Source organism: Rubritalea squalenifaciens DSM 18772 (genome assembly GCF_900141815.1).
In the GTDB taxonomy this organism is placed as follows: domain Bacteria; phylum Verrucomicrobiota; class Verrucomicrobiia; order Verrucomicrobiales; family Akkermansiaceae; genus Rubritalea; species Rubritalea squalenifaciens.
The window spans coordinates 748,161-766,047 of sequence record NZ_FQYR01000002.1 but is presented as its reverse complement, the minus strand read 5'-3'; the positions used below and the strand labels follow the sequence as shown (position 1 = coordinate 766,047).

The 17,887-nt window shown below is 51.5% G+C and carries 17 protein-coding genes; 2 read left to right on the top strand and 15 right to left on the bottom strand.

Going from position 1 to position 17,887, the window contains the following annotated elements; translation table 11 throughout:
* Positions 1-50 precede the first annotated feature (50 nt).
* A complete protein-coding gene (rpmA, locus tag BUB27_RS03580; protein ID WP_143158169.1) occupies positions 51-302 on the bottom strand; it encodes a 50S ribosomal protein L27 in 252 nt (83 codons plus the stop codon).
* Positions 303-330: 28 nt separating this feature from the next.
* A complete protein-coding gene (gene rplU, locus BUB27_RS03575; RefSeq protein ID WP_143158168.1) occupies positions 331-642 on the bottom strand; it encodes a 50S ribosomal protein L21 in 312 nt (103 codons plus the stop codon).
* A 136-nt stretch (positions 643-778) separates the two neighbouring features.
* On the opposite strand from rplU, the gene tsaE reads away from it, so the two are divergent.
* The gene (tsaE, locus tag BUB27_RS03570; protein WP_143158167.1) at positions 779-1,204 is read left to right on the top strand and encodes a tRNA (adenosine(37)-N6)-threonylcarbamoyltransferase complex ATPase subunit type 1 TsaE; all 426 of its coding nucleotides are present in this window, start codon (positions 779-781) and stop codon (positions 1,202-1,204) included.
* 12 nt (positions 1,205-1,216) lie between these two features.
* Here tsaE and BUB27_RS03565 read toward each other — a convergent pair whose 3' ends face one another.
* The 10 genes from BUB27_RS03565 to BUB27_RS03520 form a co-directional block, all read right to left on the bottom strand.
* A complete protein-coding gene (locus tag BUB27_RS03565; RefSeq protein WP_143158166.1) occupies positions 1,217-1,576 on the bottom strand; it encodes a hypothetical protein in 360 nt (119 codons plus the stop codon).
* A 100-nt stretch (positions 1,577-1,676) separates the two neighbouring features.
* Positions 1,677-2,090, bottom strand: coding sequence for an ATP synthase F1 subunit epsilon (gene atpC / locus BUB27_RS03560; protein WP_143158165.1), 414 nt, complete (start codon positions 2,088-2,090; stop codon positions 1,677-1,679).
* A gap of 79 nt (positions 2,091-2,169) precedes the next feature.
* Positions 2,170-3,633, bottom strand: a complete 1,464-nt coding sequence (atpD, locus tag BUB27_RS03555; protein WP_143158164.1) for a F0F1 ATP synthase subunit beta — start codon at positions 3,631-3,633, stop codon at positions 2,170-2,172.
* Between the two features lie 61 nt (positions 3,634-3,694).
* Positions 3,695-4,597 carry an ATP synthase F1 subunit gamma gene (atpG, locus tag BUB27_RS03550; protein ID WP_143158163.1) on the bottom strand — a complete coding sequence of 301 codons (903 nt, stop codon included), beginning with the start codon at positions 4,595-4,597 and terminating at the stop codon, positions 3,695-3,697.
* A gap of 81 nt (positions 4,598-4,678) precedes the next feature.
* Positions 4,679-6,211, bottom strand: a complete 1,533-nt coding sequence (gene atpA / locus BUB27_RS03545) for a F0F1 ATP synthase subunit alpha (RefSeq protein WP_143158162.1) — start codon at positions 6,209-6,211, stop codon at positions 4,679-4,681.
* A 67-nt stretch (positions 6,212-6,278) separates the two neighbouring features.
* On the bottom strand, positions 6,279-6,671 hold the full coding sequence (atpH, locus tag BUB27_RS03540; protein WP_143158161.1) for an ATP synthase F1 subunit delta: 393 nt from the start codon (positions 6,669-6,671) through the stop codon (positions 6,279-6,281).
* Between the two features lie 33 nt (positions 6,672-6,704).
* Complete coding sequence (gene atpF / locus BUB27_RS03535) at positions 6,705-7,238, bottom strand: F0F1 ATP synthase subunit B (protein ID WP_143158160.1); 534 nt, start codon at positions 7,236-7,238, stop codon at positions 6,705-6,707.
* Positions 7,239-7,343: 105 nt separating this feature from the next.
* Positions 7,344-7,532, bottom strand: a complete 189-nt coding sequence (locus BUB27_RS03530; RefSeq protein ID WP_143158159.1) for an ATP synthase subunit c family protein — start codon at positions 7,530-7,532, stop codon at positions 7,344-7,346.
* A 96-nt stretch (positions 7,533-7,628) separates the two neighbouring features.
* Positions 7,629-8,627 (bottom strand): F0F1 ATP synthase subunit A, encoded by a 999-nt coding sequence (locus BUB27_RS03525; RefSeq protein WP_143158158.1) that lies wholly within the window; start codon positions 8,625-8,627, stop codon positions 7,629-7,631.
* Positions 8,628-8,806: 179 nt separating this feature from the next.
* Positions 8,807-10,159 carry a YiiX/YebB-like N1pC/P60 family cysteine hydrolase gene (locus BUB27_RS03520; protein WP_143158157.1) on the bottom strand — a complete coding sequence of 451 codons (1,353 nt, stop codon included), beginning with the start codon at positions 10,157-10,159 and terminating at the stop codon, positions 8,807-8,809.
* A 228-nt stretch (positions 10,160-10,387) separates the two neighbouring features.
* On the opposite strand from BUB27_RS03520, the gene BUB27_RS03515 reads away from it, so the two are divergent.
* Complete coding sequence (locus BUB27_RS03515; RefSeq protein ID WP_143158156.1) at positions 10,388-10,663, top strand: HU family DNA-binding protein; 276 nt, start codon at positions 10,388-10,390, stop codon at positions 10,661-10,663.
* Between the two features lie 93 nt (positions 10,664-10,756).
* Here the strand turns inward: BUB27_RS03515 and BUB27_RS03510 are convergent, their stop codons facing one another.
* The 3 genes from BUB27_RS03510 to BUB27_RS03500 form a co-directional block, all read right to left on the bottom strand.
* A complete protein-coding gene (locus tag BUB27_RS03510; protein ID WP_143158155.1) occupies positions 10,757-13,696 on the bottom strand; it encodes a tetratricopeptide repeat protein in 2,940 nt (979 codons plus the stop codon).
* A 176-nt stretch (positions 13,697-13,872) separates the two neighbouring features.
* On the bottom strand, positions 13,873-14,814 hold the full coding sequence (locus BUB27_RS03505; RefSeq protein ID WP_143158154.1) for a Mul1B family putative transporter subunit: 942 nt from the start codon (positions 14,812-14,814) through the stop codon (positions 13,873-13,875).
* A gap of 34 nt (positions 14,815-14,848) precedes the next feature.
* Positions 14,849-17,884: a tetratricopeptide repeat protein gene (locus BUB27_RS03500; RefSeq protein WP_143158153.1), complete on the bottom strand. Its 3,036-nt coding sequence runs from the start codon at positions 17,882-17,884 to the stop codon at positions 14,849-14,851.
* Between the last annotated feature and the right edge of the window lie 3 nt (positions 17,885-17,887).

Genomic DNA, 17,887 nt, shown 5'->3' with positions numbered 1-17,887 from the left:
CAGGTGTTAACCTGCGGCTAATGAAAAAAACCTTGTTGCCGGCTGGAAGCTTAGGCTTCGACTGGCGCTACGTTTACGCGGCGACCGCTCTGGTCGAAGTAAACGTTACCTTCAGCGAGTGAGAAGATAGTGTGGTCTTTACCAAGACCGACGTTCTTGCCTGGCTTCCACTTGGTGCCACGCTGACGGATGATGATGTTTCCTGGGATCACAACTTCGCCGCCGAATTTCTTAACGCCGAGACGCTTGCTGCGTGAGTCGCGTCCGTTCTTAACGGAACCTTGTCCTTTCTTATGAGCCATGGTGTCTGATTAGTTAGTGGTTTACGGATTAACCAATGCTTGTGATTTCAAGCTTGGTCATGTGGCGGCGTGAGCCTTTGGTCTTGTGGTAACCCTGGCGACGCTTGAATTTGAAAGCAATCACCTTCTTACCGCGGAACTGGTCAACGACCTTGGCCTTAACGGTAGCGCCATCAACTACAGGAGCACCCACTTTAGTGCTGCTACCGTCGTTAACGAGGAGTACTTCGTCGAAAGAGACTTCGGAGTCCACATCAGCGCTGAGCTTCTCAACGTCGATTGTGTCACCTGCTTGAACGCGGTACTGCTTACCGCCTGTTTTGAAAACTGCGTATGCCATGGTCTGACAAGTTAAATGGTTAAAATCGATAGTCCTGCACGGAACCGTGCCGGGCGGGCGCGAAATTCAACACAAGATCGCCTGATCGGCAAGATTTTTTTTGAACTTCTCCCTAATAAAGTTCAAAAATTTACCCGTGCAAGGTCTATTCCCCACAGAAATACTCGATCCAGAGGCCATGAAGCGCTTTGGAGCCCAGATTGCCAATCATTTACGTCCTGGCGACATTGTCGCCCTTGTGGGCGATCTTGGCGCGGGAAAAACCCATATCACCCAAGGCATCTGCGCTGCTTTAGGCCACCAGGGTGAAGTCACCAGCCCCACTTTCGCCCTCGTCAACGAATACACGGACAGCACCCCGCCCATCATGCATTTTGACCTCTACCGCATGGAAAACGCCCAGGAGCTGCTCGATATCGGCTGGGAGGACTATTTGGAGCGAGACGCCATCCTCATCGTCGAATGGGCCGATCGCTTTCCAGAGCTCATCCCTGAGGGCACCCACTGCATCCACATCGAGCACCTCCCCCAAGGCCGCCGCCTCAGCTACGACCGGGTTTAGATCTCCCTCTATTCACTCCCATTGGATAGTTTCATCTATAGCGTCACGAAACCATGCCCATAGATCCGGGTACTCACCGCTATCTTCCCATCCTGGAGAGGCGAAGTCATGGATGATTTTCACCGCTTCATCCGCCTCTCTCTCCCAGCAGGCAACATCATCACAATCCTGTCTACACGCGAACGGAAACAATTGCCGGCAGGGATACCGATCCTGAAGACCTTTGTACTTCTTCAGCGCCTCCTCAGTGGTCATCAAATGCCAAGGCCTCAAATCCACCAGAGATTGCTCTACAAGCCTTCTATAGGCCGCAGGATAGTCCAACCATACGGGTCTATGTTCATCCCCAATCAAATATTCGCGTGCATCCATCTTTGCTGACCATAATCAGCCCGCCACAAAAAAACAACCCGGTGTGAGGATCCACACCGGGTTGCGATAACTGATAATTGATTTCTTGATTAAGCGGCGCTTAGTGCTGACGCTTGCGACGCTTGAGGTTGAGCTTGGCTAGGTTGAGGGCGATGGATGCCTGAAGATGGGCAACCTCCTCGAGATCCTTGCTGTGATCAACATTCTGAAGAGCTTCCTCAGCACGCTGGATGGCGGCTTCGGCCTTCTCTTCATCGATTTCAGACTCGCCAAAGGCGGAGTCGGTAAGAACGCTCACCTTCTCTTGCGTGACTTCGGCAAAACCGGAACCAATAGCAAGTTCGTGATCCTGGCCATCCTTCTTATAGCGGAGTTCACCAGGGGCCAGAGCGGTAACGAGAGCGGCGTGGAGTTCCAGCACACCGAGCTCACCATCTGCACCAGGAAGGTAAACGTCCTGCACTGTGTCGGAGAAGATGGTCTTCTCAGGTGTTACGATTTCGAGATGAAGCATGATTTAAGTGAAAAGTTGAATTTGCCAGTGATTAGTTGGCAGAGAGCATGGCGGTCTAGTCGACCGCCATGATCTAGAATTAGTCGCGAGGAACGCTGTCGATACCAGCCTTCATGTAGAAGTTACCTTCTGGCACGTCATCCCACTTACCTTCGAGAATCTCGGAGAAGCCTTTTACGGTCTCGTCGATGGAAGCGTAAACACCAGGAACGTTGGTGAATACCTCAGCAACGTGGAACGGCTGAGTGAGGAAACGCTGGATCTTACGTGCACGGAACACGGTCATCTTGTCGTCGTCGGAAAGCTCGTCCATACCGAGGATCGCGATGATGTCCTGAAGCTCTTTGTAGCGCTGAAGAACGTTCTGAACGCCACGTGCCACACGGTAGTGCTCTTCACCGACTACGTCAGGAGCAAGCGCCTTGGATGTGGAAGCAAGTGGGTCAACCGCTGGGAAGAGAGCCTGCTCAGCGAGGGAACGCTCAAGAACCACTGTCGCGTCAAGGTGAGCGAAGGTGTTAGCTGGAGCTGGGTCAGTCAAGTCATCCGCAGGAACGTAAACCGCCTGGAGGGAGGTAATGGAACCCTTCTTGGTAGAAGTGATTCGCTCCTGGAGACCGGCCATTTCCTCAGCGAGTGTTGGCTGGTAACCCACAGCAGATGGCGTACGGCCAAGAAGCGCGGACACCTCAGAACCTGCCTGGGAGAAACGGAAGATGTTGTCAACGAAGAGAAGAACGTCCTGACCTTCTTCGTCACGGAAGTACTCAGCCATGGCGAGAGCGGAAAGAGCAACACGGAGACGTGCACCTGGAGGCTCGTTCATCTGGCCGTATACGAGCGCTACCTTGGAACCGTCAGCGAGAACTGGGTTGCCGTTTTCGTCGAGCTTAGGATGACCATTTTCATCCTTCTCGGTAGCGATAACGTTGGATTCGATCATTTCCCAGTAAAGGTCGTTACCTTCACGAGTACGCTCACCCACACCGGCGAACACGGAGTAACCACCGTGGCCCTTAGCGATGTTGTTGATGAGCTCCATGATCACAACGGTCTTACCTACACCAGCACCACCGAAGGCACCCACTTTACCACCCTTAACGAACGGGCAGATAAGGTCGATCACCTTGATACCTGTCTCCAGGATCTCAGCGGAGGAAGTCTGGTCTACAAGCGCAGGAGCTGGCTTGTGGATGGAACCACGCTTCTCTGGGTTAGGAAGTGGCTTGTTCTCGTCTACGAGAGCGCCTGTTACGTTGAAGATACGTCCGAGAACCTGCTCACCCACTGGTACAGTGATTGGTGCGCCGGTGTCGGTGATGGTCATGCCACGCTTGAGACCGTCAGAGGTGCTCATCGCAACGGCGCGAACCCAGCCGTCACCAAGGTGCTGCTGCACCTCAAGTACGAGTGTGGATTCTTCACCATAAAGATTGTAGGAAACTTCCAGAGCGGAGTAGATGTCCGGAAGCTTAGCTGCTTTTGAGAAGTCAGCGTCGACAACAGCGCCGATGACTTGAACGATTGTTCCTGTATTGCTCATAGTATTGTTTATCAGTTATCAGTTAGTAGTTTTCAGTGTGCAATGGCTGCTGTTGCTGAAATTATTCCATAGCCTTCATGGCTGTTGTGATCTCGAGGAGCTCGGCAGTAATTGCAGCCTGACGGAGCTTGTTGTACTCGAGAGTGAGGTCATCGATCATGCCCTTCGCGTTGTCGGTAGCAGCCTTCATGGCCACCATACGTGCGGAGTGCTCAGATGCGCGTGCCTCAAGCAGCATCTGGTAGATCTGGAAGTTGATGTAAAGAGGAAGGATGTTGTCCAACACAGCCTCTGCGCTTGGCTCGAAAAGGTAGTCCTTCTCCATCGCCTTAGCGTGGTCTGTCTCCTTGATCTCATCCTTGCCCACACCTTCGTAGTCACGCTTCTCAGCAAGCTTGTCAGCCTCGATAGGAAGAAGCTGGGAGACGTGTGGTGTCTGGGTGAGGGTGGAAACGAAGTTGGTGAATGCCACCTTGACCACGTCATACTCACCACTGAGGAATTGCTCAGTCAGGTACTTGGCGATCGGGCGGGCTTCGCTGAATGGAACCGGGTCAACCACGACGAAGTCAGCCTTGAGCTCTTTCTTCGCTTTGGCGAGCTGCAGGCGTAGCTTACGACCTACTGTGAGGTAGTGCACTTCTTCACCTTCAGCTTCTGCCTTCTTAACCGCCTTCAGGAGGTTGGTGTTCAGACCACCGCAAAGACCTTTGTCTGTGGAAATCACCAGAGTGAGGGTCTTCTTGCCTTCACGCTTTTCTAAAAGAGGGTGAGCCTCTTCCGTGGTGTTCTCCTTGAGATTGACCAATACCTGGTTGAGCTTGTCCGCGTATTCACGGCCAGCCAGCGCCTGGTCCTGGGCTTTCTTCATTTTCGCCGCAGCAACAAGCTGCATCGCACGGGTGATCTGTGCTGTGTTTTTAACCGACTTGATGCGTCGGCGGATGTCTCTGAGGTTGGCCATTGTTCAGTAGAATGTAGCGATAGAAAGTAAGGAAACTTCAACATCGGGCGGCACTACACCGCCCTCCGTCAGCATTTGGAATTACTTCCAAGAACCCTTGAAGTCGTCGAGGGCTTGTGTGAGGGCGTCTTTGACACCGTCAGTAACTGCCTTCTCGTCAGCAATGAGCTGAAGGACGTCAGCCTTACGTGTGGTGAGGAACTCTTCGAGAGCTGCCTGGCAGTCCTTGATGCGGTCCACTGCTACATCATCGAAGTAGCCGTTCTGCATGGAGAAGAGAATCGCAACTTCCATCTCCATAGCGAGTGGGGAGTATTGGTTCTGCTTGAAGAGTTCAACGATGCGCTGACCACGCTCGATCTTCTTCTGGGTAGCTGCGTCCAGATCGGAACCGAACTGAGCGAAGGCCTGAAGTTCACGGAACTGAGCAAGGTCAAGCTTGGTTGTACCGGACACCTTCTTGATCGCCTTGGTCTGCGCTGCGGAACCCACACGGGAAACGGAGAGACCAACGGAGATCGCTGGGCGGATACCCTGGTAGAAGAGGTCAGTCTCAAGGAAGATCTGACCGTCTGTGATGGAGATCACGTTAGTCGGGATGTATGCGGATACGTCACCAGCCTGTGTCTCAATGATTGGAAGAGCTGTGAGGGAACCACCACCTGCGTTCTCGGAGAGACGTGCGGAACGCTCGAGAAGGCGGCTGTGGAGGTAGAAAACGTCACCAGGATACGCCTCACGACCGGAAGGACGACGAAGAACGAGGGATACCTGACGGTAAGCTACAGCGTGCTTGGAAAGGTCATCGAATACGATCAAGCAGTCCTTGCCCTGATCCATGAGGTACTCAGCAATCGCACAACCTGTGTATGGCGCGAGGTACTGGTTAGCAGCGGAGTCAGATGCGGAAGCAGCAACGATAGTGGTGTACTCCATGGCACCTGCTTCTTCGAGAGTCGCCATGGTGCGGGCCACGTTGGAAGCCTTCTGGCCGATCGCTACGTAGATACAGTAAAGTGGCTTGTGGTTCTTCAGCTTACCCTGCTCTGCAGCACGGTTCTGGTTAGCCTGGGAAATGATGGTATCGATCGCGATGGTAGTCTTACCTGTCGCACGGTCACCAATGATAAGCTCACGCTGGCCACGGCCGATTGGCACCATTGCATCGATCGCCATGATACCGGTCTGAACAGGAACAGAAACGGACTTACGCTTAATGATACCAGGAGCAATCTTCTCAATCGGGTACTGAGCAGCTGCTTCGATCTCGCCCTTGCCGTCCACTGGTGCACCAAGGGTGTCTACCACACGACCGAGGAGAGCTTCACCTACTGGTACAGAAAGAAGCTTACCTGTAGTCTTGCACTCGTCGCCAGACTTGAGGTGAAGGTACTCACCAAGAAGAACGACACCTACTTCACCTTCTTCAAGGTTCATCGCAAGACCGGTCACTCCACCTGGGAATTCGATCATCTCATTAAGTTGAACGTCGCTAAGACCTTCTACTTTGGCTACACCATCACCGATTTCACGGACGGTACCGACGTTGGCTTTGGAAACAGAGGTCGTTACGTTAGCGATCTCTTGTTCGAGTTCCTGAAGGATGCTGCTCATGGCTTCTTTATTAGTTAGATTGTTGTTTGCCCGGTTGTTTGTTTAGGCGGATTTCGTTTTCTGATGTTTAGAACGCAGAGGCGAGGCGATCGAGACGAGCCTTGATGCTGCCGTCCCATACGTCATCACCCTTGCGGATGCGAATTCCGCCCAGCAGGGCGGGGTTGACCTTGTATTCGAAAGTGAGGCCGCTTCCGTGCTCTGTTGTGAGCTTGGATTCCACTGCCTGCTTGGTATCGGCAGTGAGTTCTTCGGCGCTTTCGACGGTTACGTGCTTCTTAGCCAGCTCCAGGCGAATGAGACGCTTGAAGGTGTAGAGGATACCACGGTAGTTGCGTGGCTTCTTATCGGCGATCGTTTTGATCACTGTACGCAGCTTGTCCTCGTCCAGACCTTGCTCGGTCATGCAGAGGTTGAAGAGTCTGCGTGCGGCGGCTGCGGCATCCTTGCTTACTTTCATGGCTAGTTAGCTTCTTAAAAAATTCTGGGGAGATTAGCCCTGCACGCTGGCAACGGCTTCATCGTTGATACGCTTCTTATCCTCTTCGGTGAGAACCTTGCCAGTTACGCTGGCTGTGGTTGCTGCTACCAGCTTACCGAAGTCGGCCTTAAGCTCGTTGACCATCTGAGCACGCTCAGCCTTAGCTGCGTCCTCTGCCTTGGCAAGGATGGCTTGAGCGGAAGCGATAGCCTCCTGGGACTTCTGCTCAGTCAGGTTAGCGGCGCTCTCCTTAGCTTCATCGATGAGGCGCTTGGCATCTGCATTGGCCTTCTCAAGGGCGGCTGCGGTGCGCTCTTCGCTCTCAGCAAGCTGAGTCTCAATGCGCTTAAGCTTCTCCTCACCTTCAGCGATGCGATTCTTACGCTTCTCGAGGATCTCAATGATTGGACCGAAGGCGAACTTCTTGAGAACAATGATCACAATGATGAAGTTGATTACCTGAGCAATCAACCATGGCCCATGAACACCGAATTGCTCCGTGAGCATTGTGAACTTATTAGCATCTGCTGCGAGTGTCGTGATCATACCGTGATATGTATTTAAAAAATGGTGAGGTGCTTTCTAAAGCGGTTTGGAAAAATCTGCCACCGCCCAGTGCGGCGGCAGATAAATTGGTGTCTTTGGCTGCAATTAAGCAACGAAGAGAGTAAGAATGAAGATACCCTCACAAAGAGCTGCGAGAATGATCGCAAGAGTAAGGATAGGACCAGCTGCACCTGGGTTGCGGCCAGTAGCTTCAGTAGCTTTGAAACCTACGAGACCGATACCGATGGCTGCACCGAGTGCTGCAAGCGCGATTGCGAATGGCTTAGTGAACATAATAATTAGTTAGTTTGTTGTTTTTGTTGTTGTCTTCCGGAACCCCCCACGGTCGCTATGCTATGAGTCTGATTCCTGAAATTGGATAAAGTTTTATTAGTGAGCCTCTGCGTGCTCTTCGTCGTGATCGTGGTCACTGTGCTCACAGATCAGCTTGAGGAATACGGCACTGAGGAGGGTGAACACGAGAGCCTGAACACCACCCACGAGAAGCTCCATGAAGTAGAAGGGAAGTGCTGGCAGGAAGGCGAGATAGTCACCGCCGAGTCCCATTAGAATTTCAAGAGTCTGCTCACCACCGTAGATATTACCAAAGAGACGGAAGGTGAGAGCAACCGGACGAATACCGATGGAAACCACTTCAAGTACACCAACGAGGCCAAAGATCAGAAGCATCATCACCATCATAAGGCCACCGAATTTACCCTTAGGAGCGAAGATGTGCGCCATAAACCCTTTGAAACCATTCTCAGTGATCGCCCAGTAGAACCAGAGAATTGCGAAGGTGAAGGCCATCGCAGCAGTCATGTTTACGTCTGCGTTACCACCACGAAGCATTGGAGCAAAGGAGCCGTCCTCACGGAAACGAACGATAGTACCCACACCAGGAAGAAGGCCAAGATAGTTCACCAAGATGATCAGAAGGAAAGTGGAACCGAAGAACCAGAAGGTACGCTTCACCAAGTGCTCACCGAGAATACCACCGAAGAAATTATAGAGAGACTCAATCAACCACTCAGCAAAGTTCTGGAAACCCTGAGGAATCATGGAGAGCTTACCTGCTGCTGCGCGGCAGAAAAGCACGATTATCAATACCGCGATCCAGACAGAAATCATGGAGTTAGTCAGAATACCAAGCGGATGTGACTTATCATCGTGCAGGGCACCTTCCGGATGCAGCGGAAGCTTGTGAACACCACCCTCGTGGGCATCGTGCTCGCCATGCTCACCGTGAGCAGCATCATCATGACCATGCTCAGCATGCTCGACAGCATCATGACCAGCATGAGCAGTATCTGCAACCGTGTCAGCAGCTACGTAACCTACTGACGCTAACAGGAAAAAGAGTGCGGAAAAAATTGTTTTCTTAGCCATGATTTCGGATCGCCATTACGGCGGGCGCCCGCTGAATAACCCCCCAATTAAAACGGAGCAAGCCTATTTGTGAAATTTTTCACAAAGTCCGGTTAAAGCCCTGATTTCGAGAGAGTTTATCCACCGATCCCGGCCGTGACTACTCTGACACAGTTTGTTAGGAATCCTTAATCAGGCCCTCAATCCCAGCAGGATTTGTAGCTCCCCTGCAGAATCGGTCTGACATCCTCGCCCATCTGAACCTTGATTCCACGCACCCCATAAATCGCCACTGGCTCGAAATTTCCAGAGCTTATCGCCTGATCCAGCATATTCTCGGCAGAGAGACATTTCCTGCCCGCATGATCCTGTAACTGGAAGCTCACCTCTCCCACCGCATGGTAAGACCTATAGACCACCTCCGTGCAGGCCAGGCGATCCGCACGACTGAAGTCAAAGAGGAAGTCATAGCGCTTGCCGGCATGACTCATCGCCTTGCGCACCGCCTCCAGCCGCTCAGCCTCATTCAATTTCGGGCGCAAAATCACAAAAGCATCCACCGTGAGCGTTTCTGCCAGCTTCCGGTATTTTACCCCGTCCTTCTTGGCCTCCACCACATCGGCCTCCAAGCCCAGCTCATCCTCCAGCCCCATTCGCACCCTTTGCTCATAGCTACCTATATAGAAGGCGGCATGTGGCCAGAAACCCGGCAAGAAGAGATTACTCATCGCATCATCGTGCCTGGTAATAATAATGTCACCCGGTTGCAACACGGACCAGGCCTTAGCCAGCACCCGCGGCGTCACCCGCTTGCCCGCCTTCATCTGCGCAATAATTGGCTGCTTCATCTCCGCAATCGCGCTACCACTGAGCCGGAAAATGTGAAACATCGCCTTTTTATAGCCGGTGTGATGCCTCCGAACAAAGGAGTGCAGCGTGTAACGAAGGCGCCTTTTGAGGTAGTCACGCTTGCGAAACTCTAAAAATTCCTCCTCCTCTTTTAAAATTTCTACAAGCTCAGCAATCACCCCGCCCTGCTCAGCCAGGGCATAAATCTCCTCTTTATGCAGCTCATAGAAACGAATCGATTCATAGAATCTCCACATCCTTCGCGATGAGGTGAGATTCTTAAACACCGCCGAAAACGAGTTCTTAGCGATACCATATCGCAGCTCTGCTTCATCCAACTTTTTCCAAACCAAAAACTGATCCGCTGCGATATCCACAATGTACTTCGCGCTGCGCACGAGAACCGTTGCCGCAGCAAAGGCCGCTGCAAAGGTACACATACGATCCTCCCACTCCATCTCCTCTCTGCCAATAGCGAAAGGCTCCAGAGCCACGATAGACTCAAGCAATACAGTGCGTGTACGCAGATAGCGGCGATACATTTCCCTCAACCGCTCATCTTCATCCGGCAGAAAATATCCACGCTCTATAGCCTTGGACACATCATCCCTTACTTCTAACAGACTTTCATCAAGCGGCATCGCACGACATGTCGACGCGATAATTTCTGCGTGGTCTAGAAACGTATTATGAGTGGTCGGCATGATTTCGTTTTGGGTTCATTTTCGCATCACCAACACACATCATGGAACAACACTTAGAAAACCTAACAGACTCTAACAACTGTTAATCCCCTATAGTTGGTAAAATAGCTTACGCGATTACTATTATTTTTCGCCGTTTGACAAGCCTAAAACCCTTATAGCTCAAGGAAACTTTTTATATTATTTTATCTTTACAAAACACTGCAAGTTGGCGAAAAAGACATCGCTATGAATAAAGCCGAACTTGTCGAAGCAGTACAAAAAGCCCTCGGGAAAGACGCAACTAAGCGTGCAGCAGAAGACGCTCTTGCAGCCGTTCTTGATTCCATCTCAAAAGGCATCAAGAAAGACAAAAAAGTCCAACTTATCGGTTTCGGTACTTTTGAAGTGAAGAAGCGTGCAGCTCGCATGGGTCGTAACCCTAAGACTGGCGAAGCAATGAAGATCAAGGCCTCCAAGACCGTTGGTTTCAAAGCTTCCTCCACTCTCAAGAACTCTCTCTAAGTTACTTGCAGAACAATCTGATCACCTCACCTTGCTAGCAAGGTGAGGTTTTTTTGTGCCTCATAACATCTTTCTGGATAGAAGGCTGGATCACTAGAATGACTTTTTCCCCTTTCTGCGATCCTCAAGCAGCTGCTCCACAGTCTTGATCTCACCGCTCTTCTCCCACTGATCGACAAGGGCCTCGATCGCCTTCCAGGACTTTTTAGCCCCTTCGGACAGCAGATCTTCTTGATCCTCGTAGACCTCCTTGGTCAAACCCAAGTACCTGTGTGCCAATTGGTAGGCGATCTGCCTATCAGCATCTGCAGGGCTATTCCCGGGCTTATTACGCTCCCAGGTGATACGAGCCAGACGCTCTACAGCCGGAGCCGATATCTCCAGACTATTCAAATAACTCGCATAGATCTGGCCGTATGAGACAATCGCATCCTCAAACATCCCTCGTTCATCGTAGGATTTAGCGAGCATATAAGAAACTTTCGCCCGCTTAGCATCATGCCCCTTTTGCTCGAGATATCGCTTAGCCCACTGCGTCACCTCTGGCCACCGGCCACGAGCCGCATAGGACTCGACGAGTACAAGCAGAGCTTCATCCCCCATTTCATCACCTGCACTCCGAGCGATGACATCCAGCAGTAATAGCTCAGCTCGCTCTTTATCACCGTCCTCATCACGCTTGTTCAACAACTTGGCCATACCCAGCTGCGCCTCAATATGCTCACGGATCGTTCCACGCTTGATCACTTCTTCGTAATAAAGCAAAGCACGCTCCGGCGTATCAGTCTCCTCCACGAGATAGCTTGCCACATTGAGCATGATATAGGGCGCCAATGCTTCAGGGGGATAGTCAGCGATCAGGTCCTTCATCAGGATCCTTCTTCTGGCATCATTCAGCAGAGCTCTCGAAGCATCCTTTTTACCCTCTGCCTTGTTTTCAAAACCATCATACGCCCGAGCGAAAGCATCGCGATACACTGCGGACAAGCGTACTGGAGGATGCCATCTGCTCAGCTCCTGATATACTTCCGAGAAGGTTTTCCCCTCCTCCTGAAGCAACCATAGATAGGTATCCATAGCCAACTCCAATCCCGGAGTTCGATCACGCGCTGACATCTGAGAAATCACTTTATGGAAGAGCGTCAGATACTCGCCTGAACGATCAGCTTCACGCATGGCAGCCATACCGGCCACCAACACCTGGGCCGCATACTCGGAATCAGCATACTTTTCCATGAACGCATCAAAATACGGCAGAGCTTCTTTCAGGTTTTTATTCTTTGCCCCATTGACTTGCTCCTGCCCCAAGAGAGCCACCAGATAAAACAACGACTCCTGAATCAGCTCATCTTCCCCCAATTCCTGCCCCAGCTTCAGTGCCTTCTCGTAAGATTCCCTAGCCTCTTTTCTTTCACGTAACGATTGCTGGATATTCCCTAACAGATTGAGTGCCGTAGCCGCCAGAGTCTTATCCGGATCATCAAGCAAGCTTGCCAACGACTCTTGAGCCGCATCCAAGTCAAGCCGCGCAAACTCAACCTGGGCTTTCTCGAGATGCGCCAATCGGTAAAATTCCGAATCCGCAGCCCCTCGATCCTGATAGTGCTCTGCAAGAAACTCCTCGGCCTCTGGCCACAACTGCATCCTCACCAAACTCGCAAGCTTATAGTAGCTCACCTCCTCCCGCCTAAGCTTATCCGAGATATCCGCCTGGTATTGTTCCATCAGCTCAAGCACTTGTGCGTACTTGGCACCCAAGTAGGCCGCTCGAATCAATAGAAATGCTTCATCAGCCACCAAATGCCCCTGCCCACGGTAGAGCTCCTGCACTTGATCGTAGCTCCCGAGCTGCAGTAGAGAATCTGCGAGATAAGCACGAAGCTCTCGTGCAATCTCCTCCTCTTGAATCCTTGCAAGGTAAGCGTCTGCCAGCTTAACCACCTCCTCATCCTTTTTTTCAAGATGCGCAAGACGCACCAGCTGCAGCACACAACGATCCAGCTCCGGGGACGGCTCCAAACCCTTCAGCATTTCATGGCATAAGGAGACCGCCTCATCTACCTTACCCAGCTTTTCAGCGTTATAAGCAGCAAGCTCCAATGCCCGTGTCAGTACTTCAGCATCACCACCCTTCACCCCCTCTTCACCTAACAGATTTAAATCATTCGCCCCTTTATTCCACGGAGCCATTTGATATGGCAAACAACTCAGGACCATATTCGAGGCATCATAAGCCTCCATTTCAGCAGCACGAATCGCCACCCGCAAAACCTGCCTCCTAACAGACTCCCCAGAACGGGCCACATCAGTCAATGATTCTCGGCAAGCCTCCACCAGAGCCACATACTCCTTTTCTTTTCCTTTCTCTAGATAAGCCTCCATCGTGGACCCCAGAGATCTAACAAGCTGAACATCGTCAACCTTCCAACGCTCTCGATTAGTCACCGCGTCCTGGAAGGCACCAGAGGCTTGCTCAAGATCAGGCTCAGCTTTGAGACTGTAGCAGATGGCCAGATTCACCAACATCACCCCCCGCTCGTAAGTATCCCTAAGCTGATCTCGCTCCAGCAGAAAGCGATCATAAAACGCCAGTGCTTCATCATACTTTTCCAGAGCCTGCGAAATTGCCCCCTGATAGAGTAGCGCCCGTTTGCGGTAGACATTCAGATCCTCCCCTTCACCCTTCAGCCGGGCACAGGCATCCAGCATCGCATAGGCCGCCTGTAAGTCCTGCTCACCCTCCTTCACACGACCACTCTCCACAGACTGAAGCCCCCGCTTCATCAAGGCGTATCCATGATGATAGCTGATCGCCCCTTTCTGATAGACTGTCTGCTCCGGCTGAGATTTCCCGATCTCCTGCAAGCGCTCAATTGCCACGTTCCAATTCGAGTCATCCAGAGCCTCCACAGCCCTGGTCATCCCCTCATCGAACTGCTGGGCCTGCAAGGGCCCAGCGAGGCACACACAAGCTAAGACAGATCCAGCAACCCTCTTTAACAGCCCATCAGTCATGTCATTGATTCTATCCATGTATACTCAGCACTTACGTCCCATGAAGTGTAACGATTCACCTCTTAGTATTCAACGCATCAGCTCAGCTATTTCTTGGATCAAAAACAGGCAAGCATCTCGAATCAAGGACACAAAAAACCCGCTGGCCAGCAACCAGCGGGTTTGAATCATTGAATTCTTTTCAGATCAGAAGCTTATTCCTTTGGCGCTGCTTCCTGCTCTTTAGGAGTGAATTTCAGGAACTTGGCATACTCAGCTGGCAGCTTTACGCCAGCGCCTAGACCTGCGGACTCATAGAGTCTAGCAAGACCATTGGCTTCCAGCAGAGCGAGATAGCCGTCAGTTGTCTTGTCTTCATCATCTGTACCCCAGAGCTGCATCGCGGTCTTCACTTCATCACGAGCAGCAAACATGCGCAGGGAGTTCAGAGCCGCTTGTCTCACAATGACCTCGGACTTACCGAAGTCTGCAGTCATTGCTGTAGCGTAGGCAGTAAGAGCATCCTGCTCCTGCTTCATACCCTCCAGAGCCATACCGTGAGTGTAGGCAATCTGGGCACGAATGGAGATCGGCACTCGCTTCTTCTTCCACTCTTTCGCCATGAGATCCAGACGTCTCCAGTTCTTGCTGCGTGCAGCATCCCAGAACTTGTACACCTCGATCTGCTGCAAGTAATCAGCACGCTTGATAGGATCCCAGATGAAATCCTTCAGTGATTTCGCCAAGGCATCGAGATCCATCAGCTTGCGATGACACTCCAGCTCGTAATAGCCAGACAAGGTAAAGTGGTTGTTCGGCATTAGCTTGAACTTGTCGTACTTCTGCTTCACTTCACCAAACTTGGTAAGAGCCTGCTGATACTTACGCCCCTCGAAAAGAGCCATAGCTTCACGGAACTCTGGTGGCTCCATGATGTAAACGTTAGCAACACCAACGAGGCGCTCCGCCTGGATGTTTACCTGTCTGGGGTTCTGCACGTAGTACACGTTAGCTTTGTCAGAACCAAGCAAGTACACATTGGTGAACTCGCTGTTCGGCTTAATGATAACACCTGGTATCAAGATACGTTCATTCTGAGCCTGAACACCAAGCACAAGAGCCATAAACGCTGCGAGAATTGTCTTAAATAGTTTCATTTGAATCTAGGTTTATAGGTTTCGCTTATCGTGATTATCGGCCTTCTCTCTCCTTCTTGATTTCCTCAAGAGTCTTGATCTCACCGCCTGCTTCCCAGGTTTTCACTCGAGTCTGGATTTCGAGCCACTTCTCAGCCACCTCATCGTCCAGATCATCCTTGATCTTGTTAAAGGACTCTTCAGAGCTGTTGATGAATCGTGCCGCAGCCTCATAAGCCTTCTGCTTGTCACCCTTTTCCCACATCAGCTCGGTAGAGCGTGAGATGGCTGGGGCTGAGATGGCGATGTTCGCCATGTTAGCAATGTACACCTCGGTGTAGGCTTTGATCGCCTTCTCCACATTGCTCATGCTTTCGTAAGCCTGGGCCAAGAGGAACATGACACGTGCTTTCTCAGAGGAGTACTCCTTCTTATACTTCTCAGCATTTTCAGCGAGAGCCTTCCAGTCCTTCTCTGTGTTGTTGATCTCAATAATACGGTAGAGAGCTTCGTCACGAATCTTGCGGTCTGCACCGCCCTCTTCGTTCGCGGCTTCGATCACCTCATTAAGGATGGTGACAGCCTGCTTACGCTCACCAGCATTGGAGGACTGACCCAAAATGTCTGCCTTACCGAACTGAGCATTGATGCGTCCATTCACCTGCGGGCGCTTCAGACGCTCGTCATAGTAGGCAAGAGACTGACGTGGATTGTCTGTCTTCTTACGCAGGTAGTCACCCACACGCACCAACACGAAGTTGGAGAGCTTCTCGACAGGGTAATCCGCCTTCAGATCATTGAAGAGAACCTTGATACGTGACTGACTGAGATTGATCGCAGCTTGATCTTTAGCCGCCTCGGCTTTCTTCAAGTTATCTTCGAAGACACCAATGATCGCGATACGCAGCATGGCCAGCGTTCTGGTATCATTGAAATCAACGCCAGGGAACTTGTAGTAGTGGTCTTTCAGCTGGTCTGCTGTCTTGCCACTCTCAAGATAAGCCTTGGTGTAGGAACCAATCGCTGCGTCCAGACCTGCTGGATTCTCCTTCTTGGCCATCTCAGCAATCACTGCCTGCAACTTGGCAAGAGCTTCGTCAGAACGACCCGCCTCCTTCATCGCCGGCATACCGGACACAGCAACCTGTGCCTTGTATGGAGAATCCGGGTATTCTTTCCAGAACTTGTCATAGAATGGAAGGGCATCCTTAAGATTTGGATTCGGCTCCTTGCCGATTTTCTCCACACCAAGGAGACCTACGAGGTAGTTGAGCGACTCACTGGCAACTATGCCATTGCCCTTGTGCTCTGCGAGTGTGAGAGCCTTGTTGTAGTAGGTAAGAGCACCTTCGCGATCACCATCACTCTGCATGATGTTACCCTTGAGGTTGTAGGCCATCTCTTCGATTGAGGTTCCTTTGAATTCTTTCTCAATACGGTTGAGAAGCACCAAAGCTTGCTCATTCTCACCTTCGGAGTAGTGGACATTCGCACGGTCATAGAGAGCGAATGGAATGTACACGTTCTTTGCTGGATCCGGGTACTTCTTGAGGAATTCGTCCAGCTTGAGGGCTGCCTGCTTCCAGTCCTGTAGACGTGACAGGTTGGAGGCCACGAAGAACTCAGCGGCGATCTTGTACTCACTCTTTGGATACATCTTCACGTGATCCAGAAGGAGCTGATGACAATCCACGAACTTACCGAGGTAGAACTTGGAACCACCGAGCACGTGCAGACAGAGGTCATGCTGCTTGGATGGCTTAGCCAGTTGGCCGATCATAGCGCCCGCCACCTCTTCACACTTCTCGTACTCGCCGGAAGCAAAGAGACTGGAAAGCATGAAGCTACGCACCTGGCTTTCATGCTTGCTGCCTGGGTAGCTCTTCAAAAATTCAGAGCCATATTGCTCGGTAAGCATCACCTCACCGATGCGAGCAGAAGTACGCACAAGGTTGTAAAGGTTCTCTTCACGCTTCTTGGACTTGTTAAAGTAGAGCTCAAGCTGCTCGTAGGCGGCAAAGGCACCGCGTACGTTACCCTTGCTCTCATGCGTAAAGGCTAGAGCGGAAAGCGCCAAGACCTCATGAGGGTCACCCGCTCTGTCCTCGGTACGAAGCTTGGTAAGATTCTTGTCAATGTCCGCCTTGGCAATGACGTGTGGTCCATCCTTGATACCGTCACGTGGATAGAGAGCCAATTCACTCTTAAGCAGCTCCAGCTCGCTGATGGATACCTTCGTGCCTGGAATCAACGCAAAGAGATTGAAGGCGGCGTACATCATGTCTTCTTCCATGGCCTCGACAGCCAACTTCTGGAAGAATGGGGTGAACTTCACCATCTCGAACGGTCTCAGAGTGATCGCCGCACGATTCTGATTAAGGAAATCAATCAGGGCCTGCTCATTCTTGGTCTTGATGACCGCTTCGGTCAGGGCCTGAAACGCGGTAACGATCGCTTCGTCCGGAGTATTCCACTGATCCTTGTTGTTGAGAGCCGTCTCGAAGTACTGGATACCCTGCTTCATGTCAGGCTTCTCCAGCTTGAAGTGACAGATGGCCAGACTGAGAGCCATGATGCCCTTGTCATATTCATCACGGCCTTCTTCACGCTCATCGAGGAACTTCTTATACTGAGTGATCGCCTCTTTGTATTCCCCCATGGCCTGGGCGGATTGACCCCAGTAGTAGAGACTTTTCTTGTGGTAAGTATTCTTACCCTTGTCGTCACTTGGGAACTTGTAGCAGTTCGCAAAGGATTGCTTGGCCATCTCGTAATACTTGTTGGCCTTGTCCAGGTTCTCTGGACCACCGGCAGCCTTCAGCTTGCCACCGATCTTGAGCTCGCAGTATCCCTTGTTGTAGTAGATGACGCCAAACTTGCCACCATAAAGCTGCTTGGCACGCTCTGCATAGACGTCCACTACCTTGGCTAGAATGCTTTGGGCTTTCTCCCAGTTACGGCCATTCATTTCTTTGAATGCCATGGGGACCGCCTCATTGATGTCCTGCGCCTGCACGTCTGCCGGAGCCATACCAAGCATGGAGGCTCCTGCCAGAGTGATCGCAAATGTGACTGATCGTTGGATTTTCATGTG

Bases quoted from the DNA above. Each gene is read 5' to 3' on its own strand.
- BUB27_RS03565 (WP_143158166.1), bottom strand. From the start codon at position 1,576: ATGGATGCACGCGAATATTTGATTGGGGATGAACATAGACCCGTATGG.
- BUB27_RS03525 (WP_143158158.1), bottom strand. From the start codon at position 8,627: ATGGCTAAGAAAACAATTTTTTCCGCACTCTTTTTCCTGTTAGCGTCA.
- atpH (WP_143158161.1), bottom strand. From the start codon at position 6,671: ATGAAAGTAAGCAAGGATGCCGCAGCCGCCGCACGCAGACTCTTCAAC.
- rplU (WP_143158168.1), bottom strand. From the start codon at position 642: ATGGCATACGCAGTTTTCAAAACAGGCGGTAAGCAGTACCGCGTTCAA.
- rpmA (WP_143158169.1), bottom strand. From the start codon at position 302: ATGGCTCATAAGAAAGGACAAGGTTCCGTTAAGAACGGACGCGACTCA.
- BUB27_RS03510 (WP_143158155.1), bottom strand. From the start codon at position 13,696: ATGGATAGAATCAATGACATGACTGATGGGCTGTTAAAGAGGGTTGCT.
- BUB27_RS03530 (WP_143158159.1), bottom strand. From the start codon at position 7,532: ATGTTCACTAAGCCATTCGCAATCGCGCTTGCAGCACTCGGTGCAGCC.
- BUB27_RS03515 (WP_143158156.1), top strand. From the start codon at position 10,388: ATGAATAAAGCCGAACTTGTCGAAGCAGTACAAAAAGCCCTCGGGAAA.
- BUB27_RS03505 (WP_143158154.1), bottom strand. From the start codon at position 14,814: ATGAAACTATTTAAGACAATTCTCGCAGCGTTTATGGCTCTTGTGCTT.
- atpD (WP_143158164.1), bottom strand. From the start codon at position 3,633: ATGAGCAATACAGGAACAATCGTTCAAGTCATCGGCGCTGTTGTCGAC.
- BUB27_RS03500 (WP_143158153.1), bottom strand. From the start codon at position 17,884: ATGAAAATCCAACGATCAGTCACATTTGCGATCACTCTGGCAGGAGCC.
- atpF (WP_143158160.1), bottom strand. From the start codon at position 7,238: ATGATCACGACACTCGCAGCAGATGCTAATAAGTTCACAATGCTCACG.
- atpA (WP_143158162.1), bottom strand. From the start codon at position 6,211: ATGAGCAGCATCCTTCAGGAACTCGAACAAGAGATCGCTAACGTAACG.
- atpG (WP_143158163.1), bottom strand. From the start codon at position 4,597: ATGGCCAACCTCAGAGACATCCGCCGACGCATCAAGTCGGTTAAAAAC.
- atpC (WP_143158165.1), bottom strand. From the start codon at position 2,090: ATGCTTCATCTCGAAATCGTAACACCTGAGAAGACCATCTTCTCCGAC.
- BUB27_RS03520 (WP_143158157.1), bottom strand. From the start codon at position 10,159: ATGCCGACCACTCATAATACGTTTCTAGACCACGCAGAAATTATCGCG.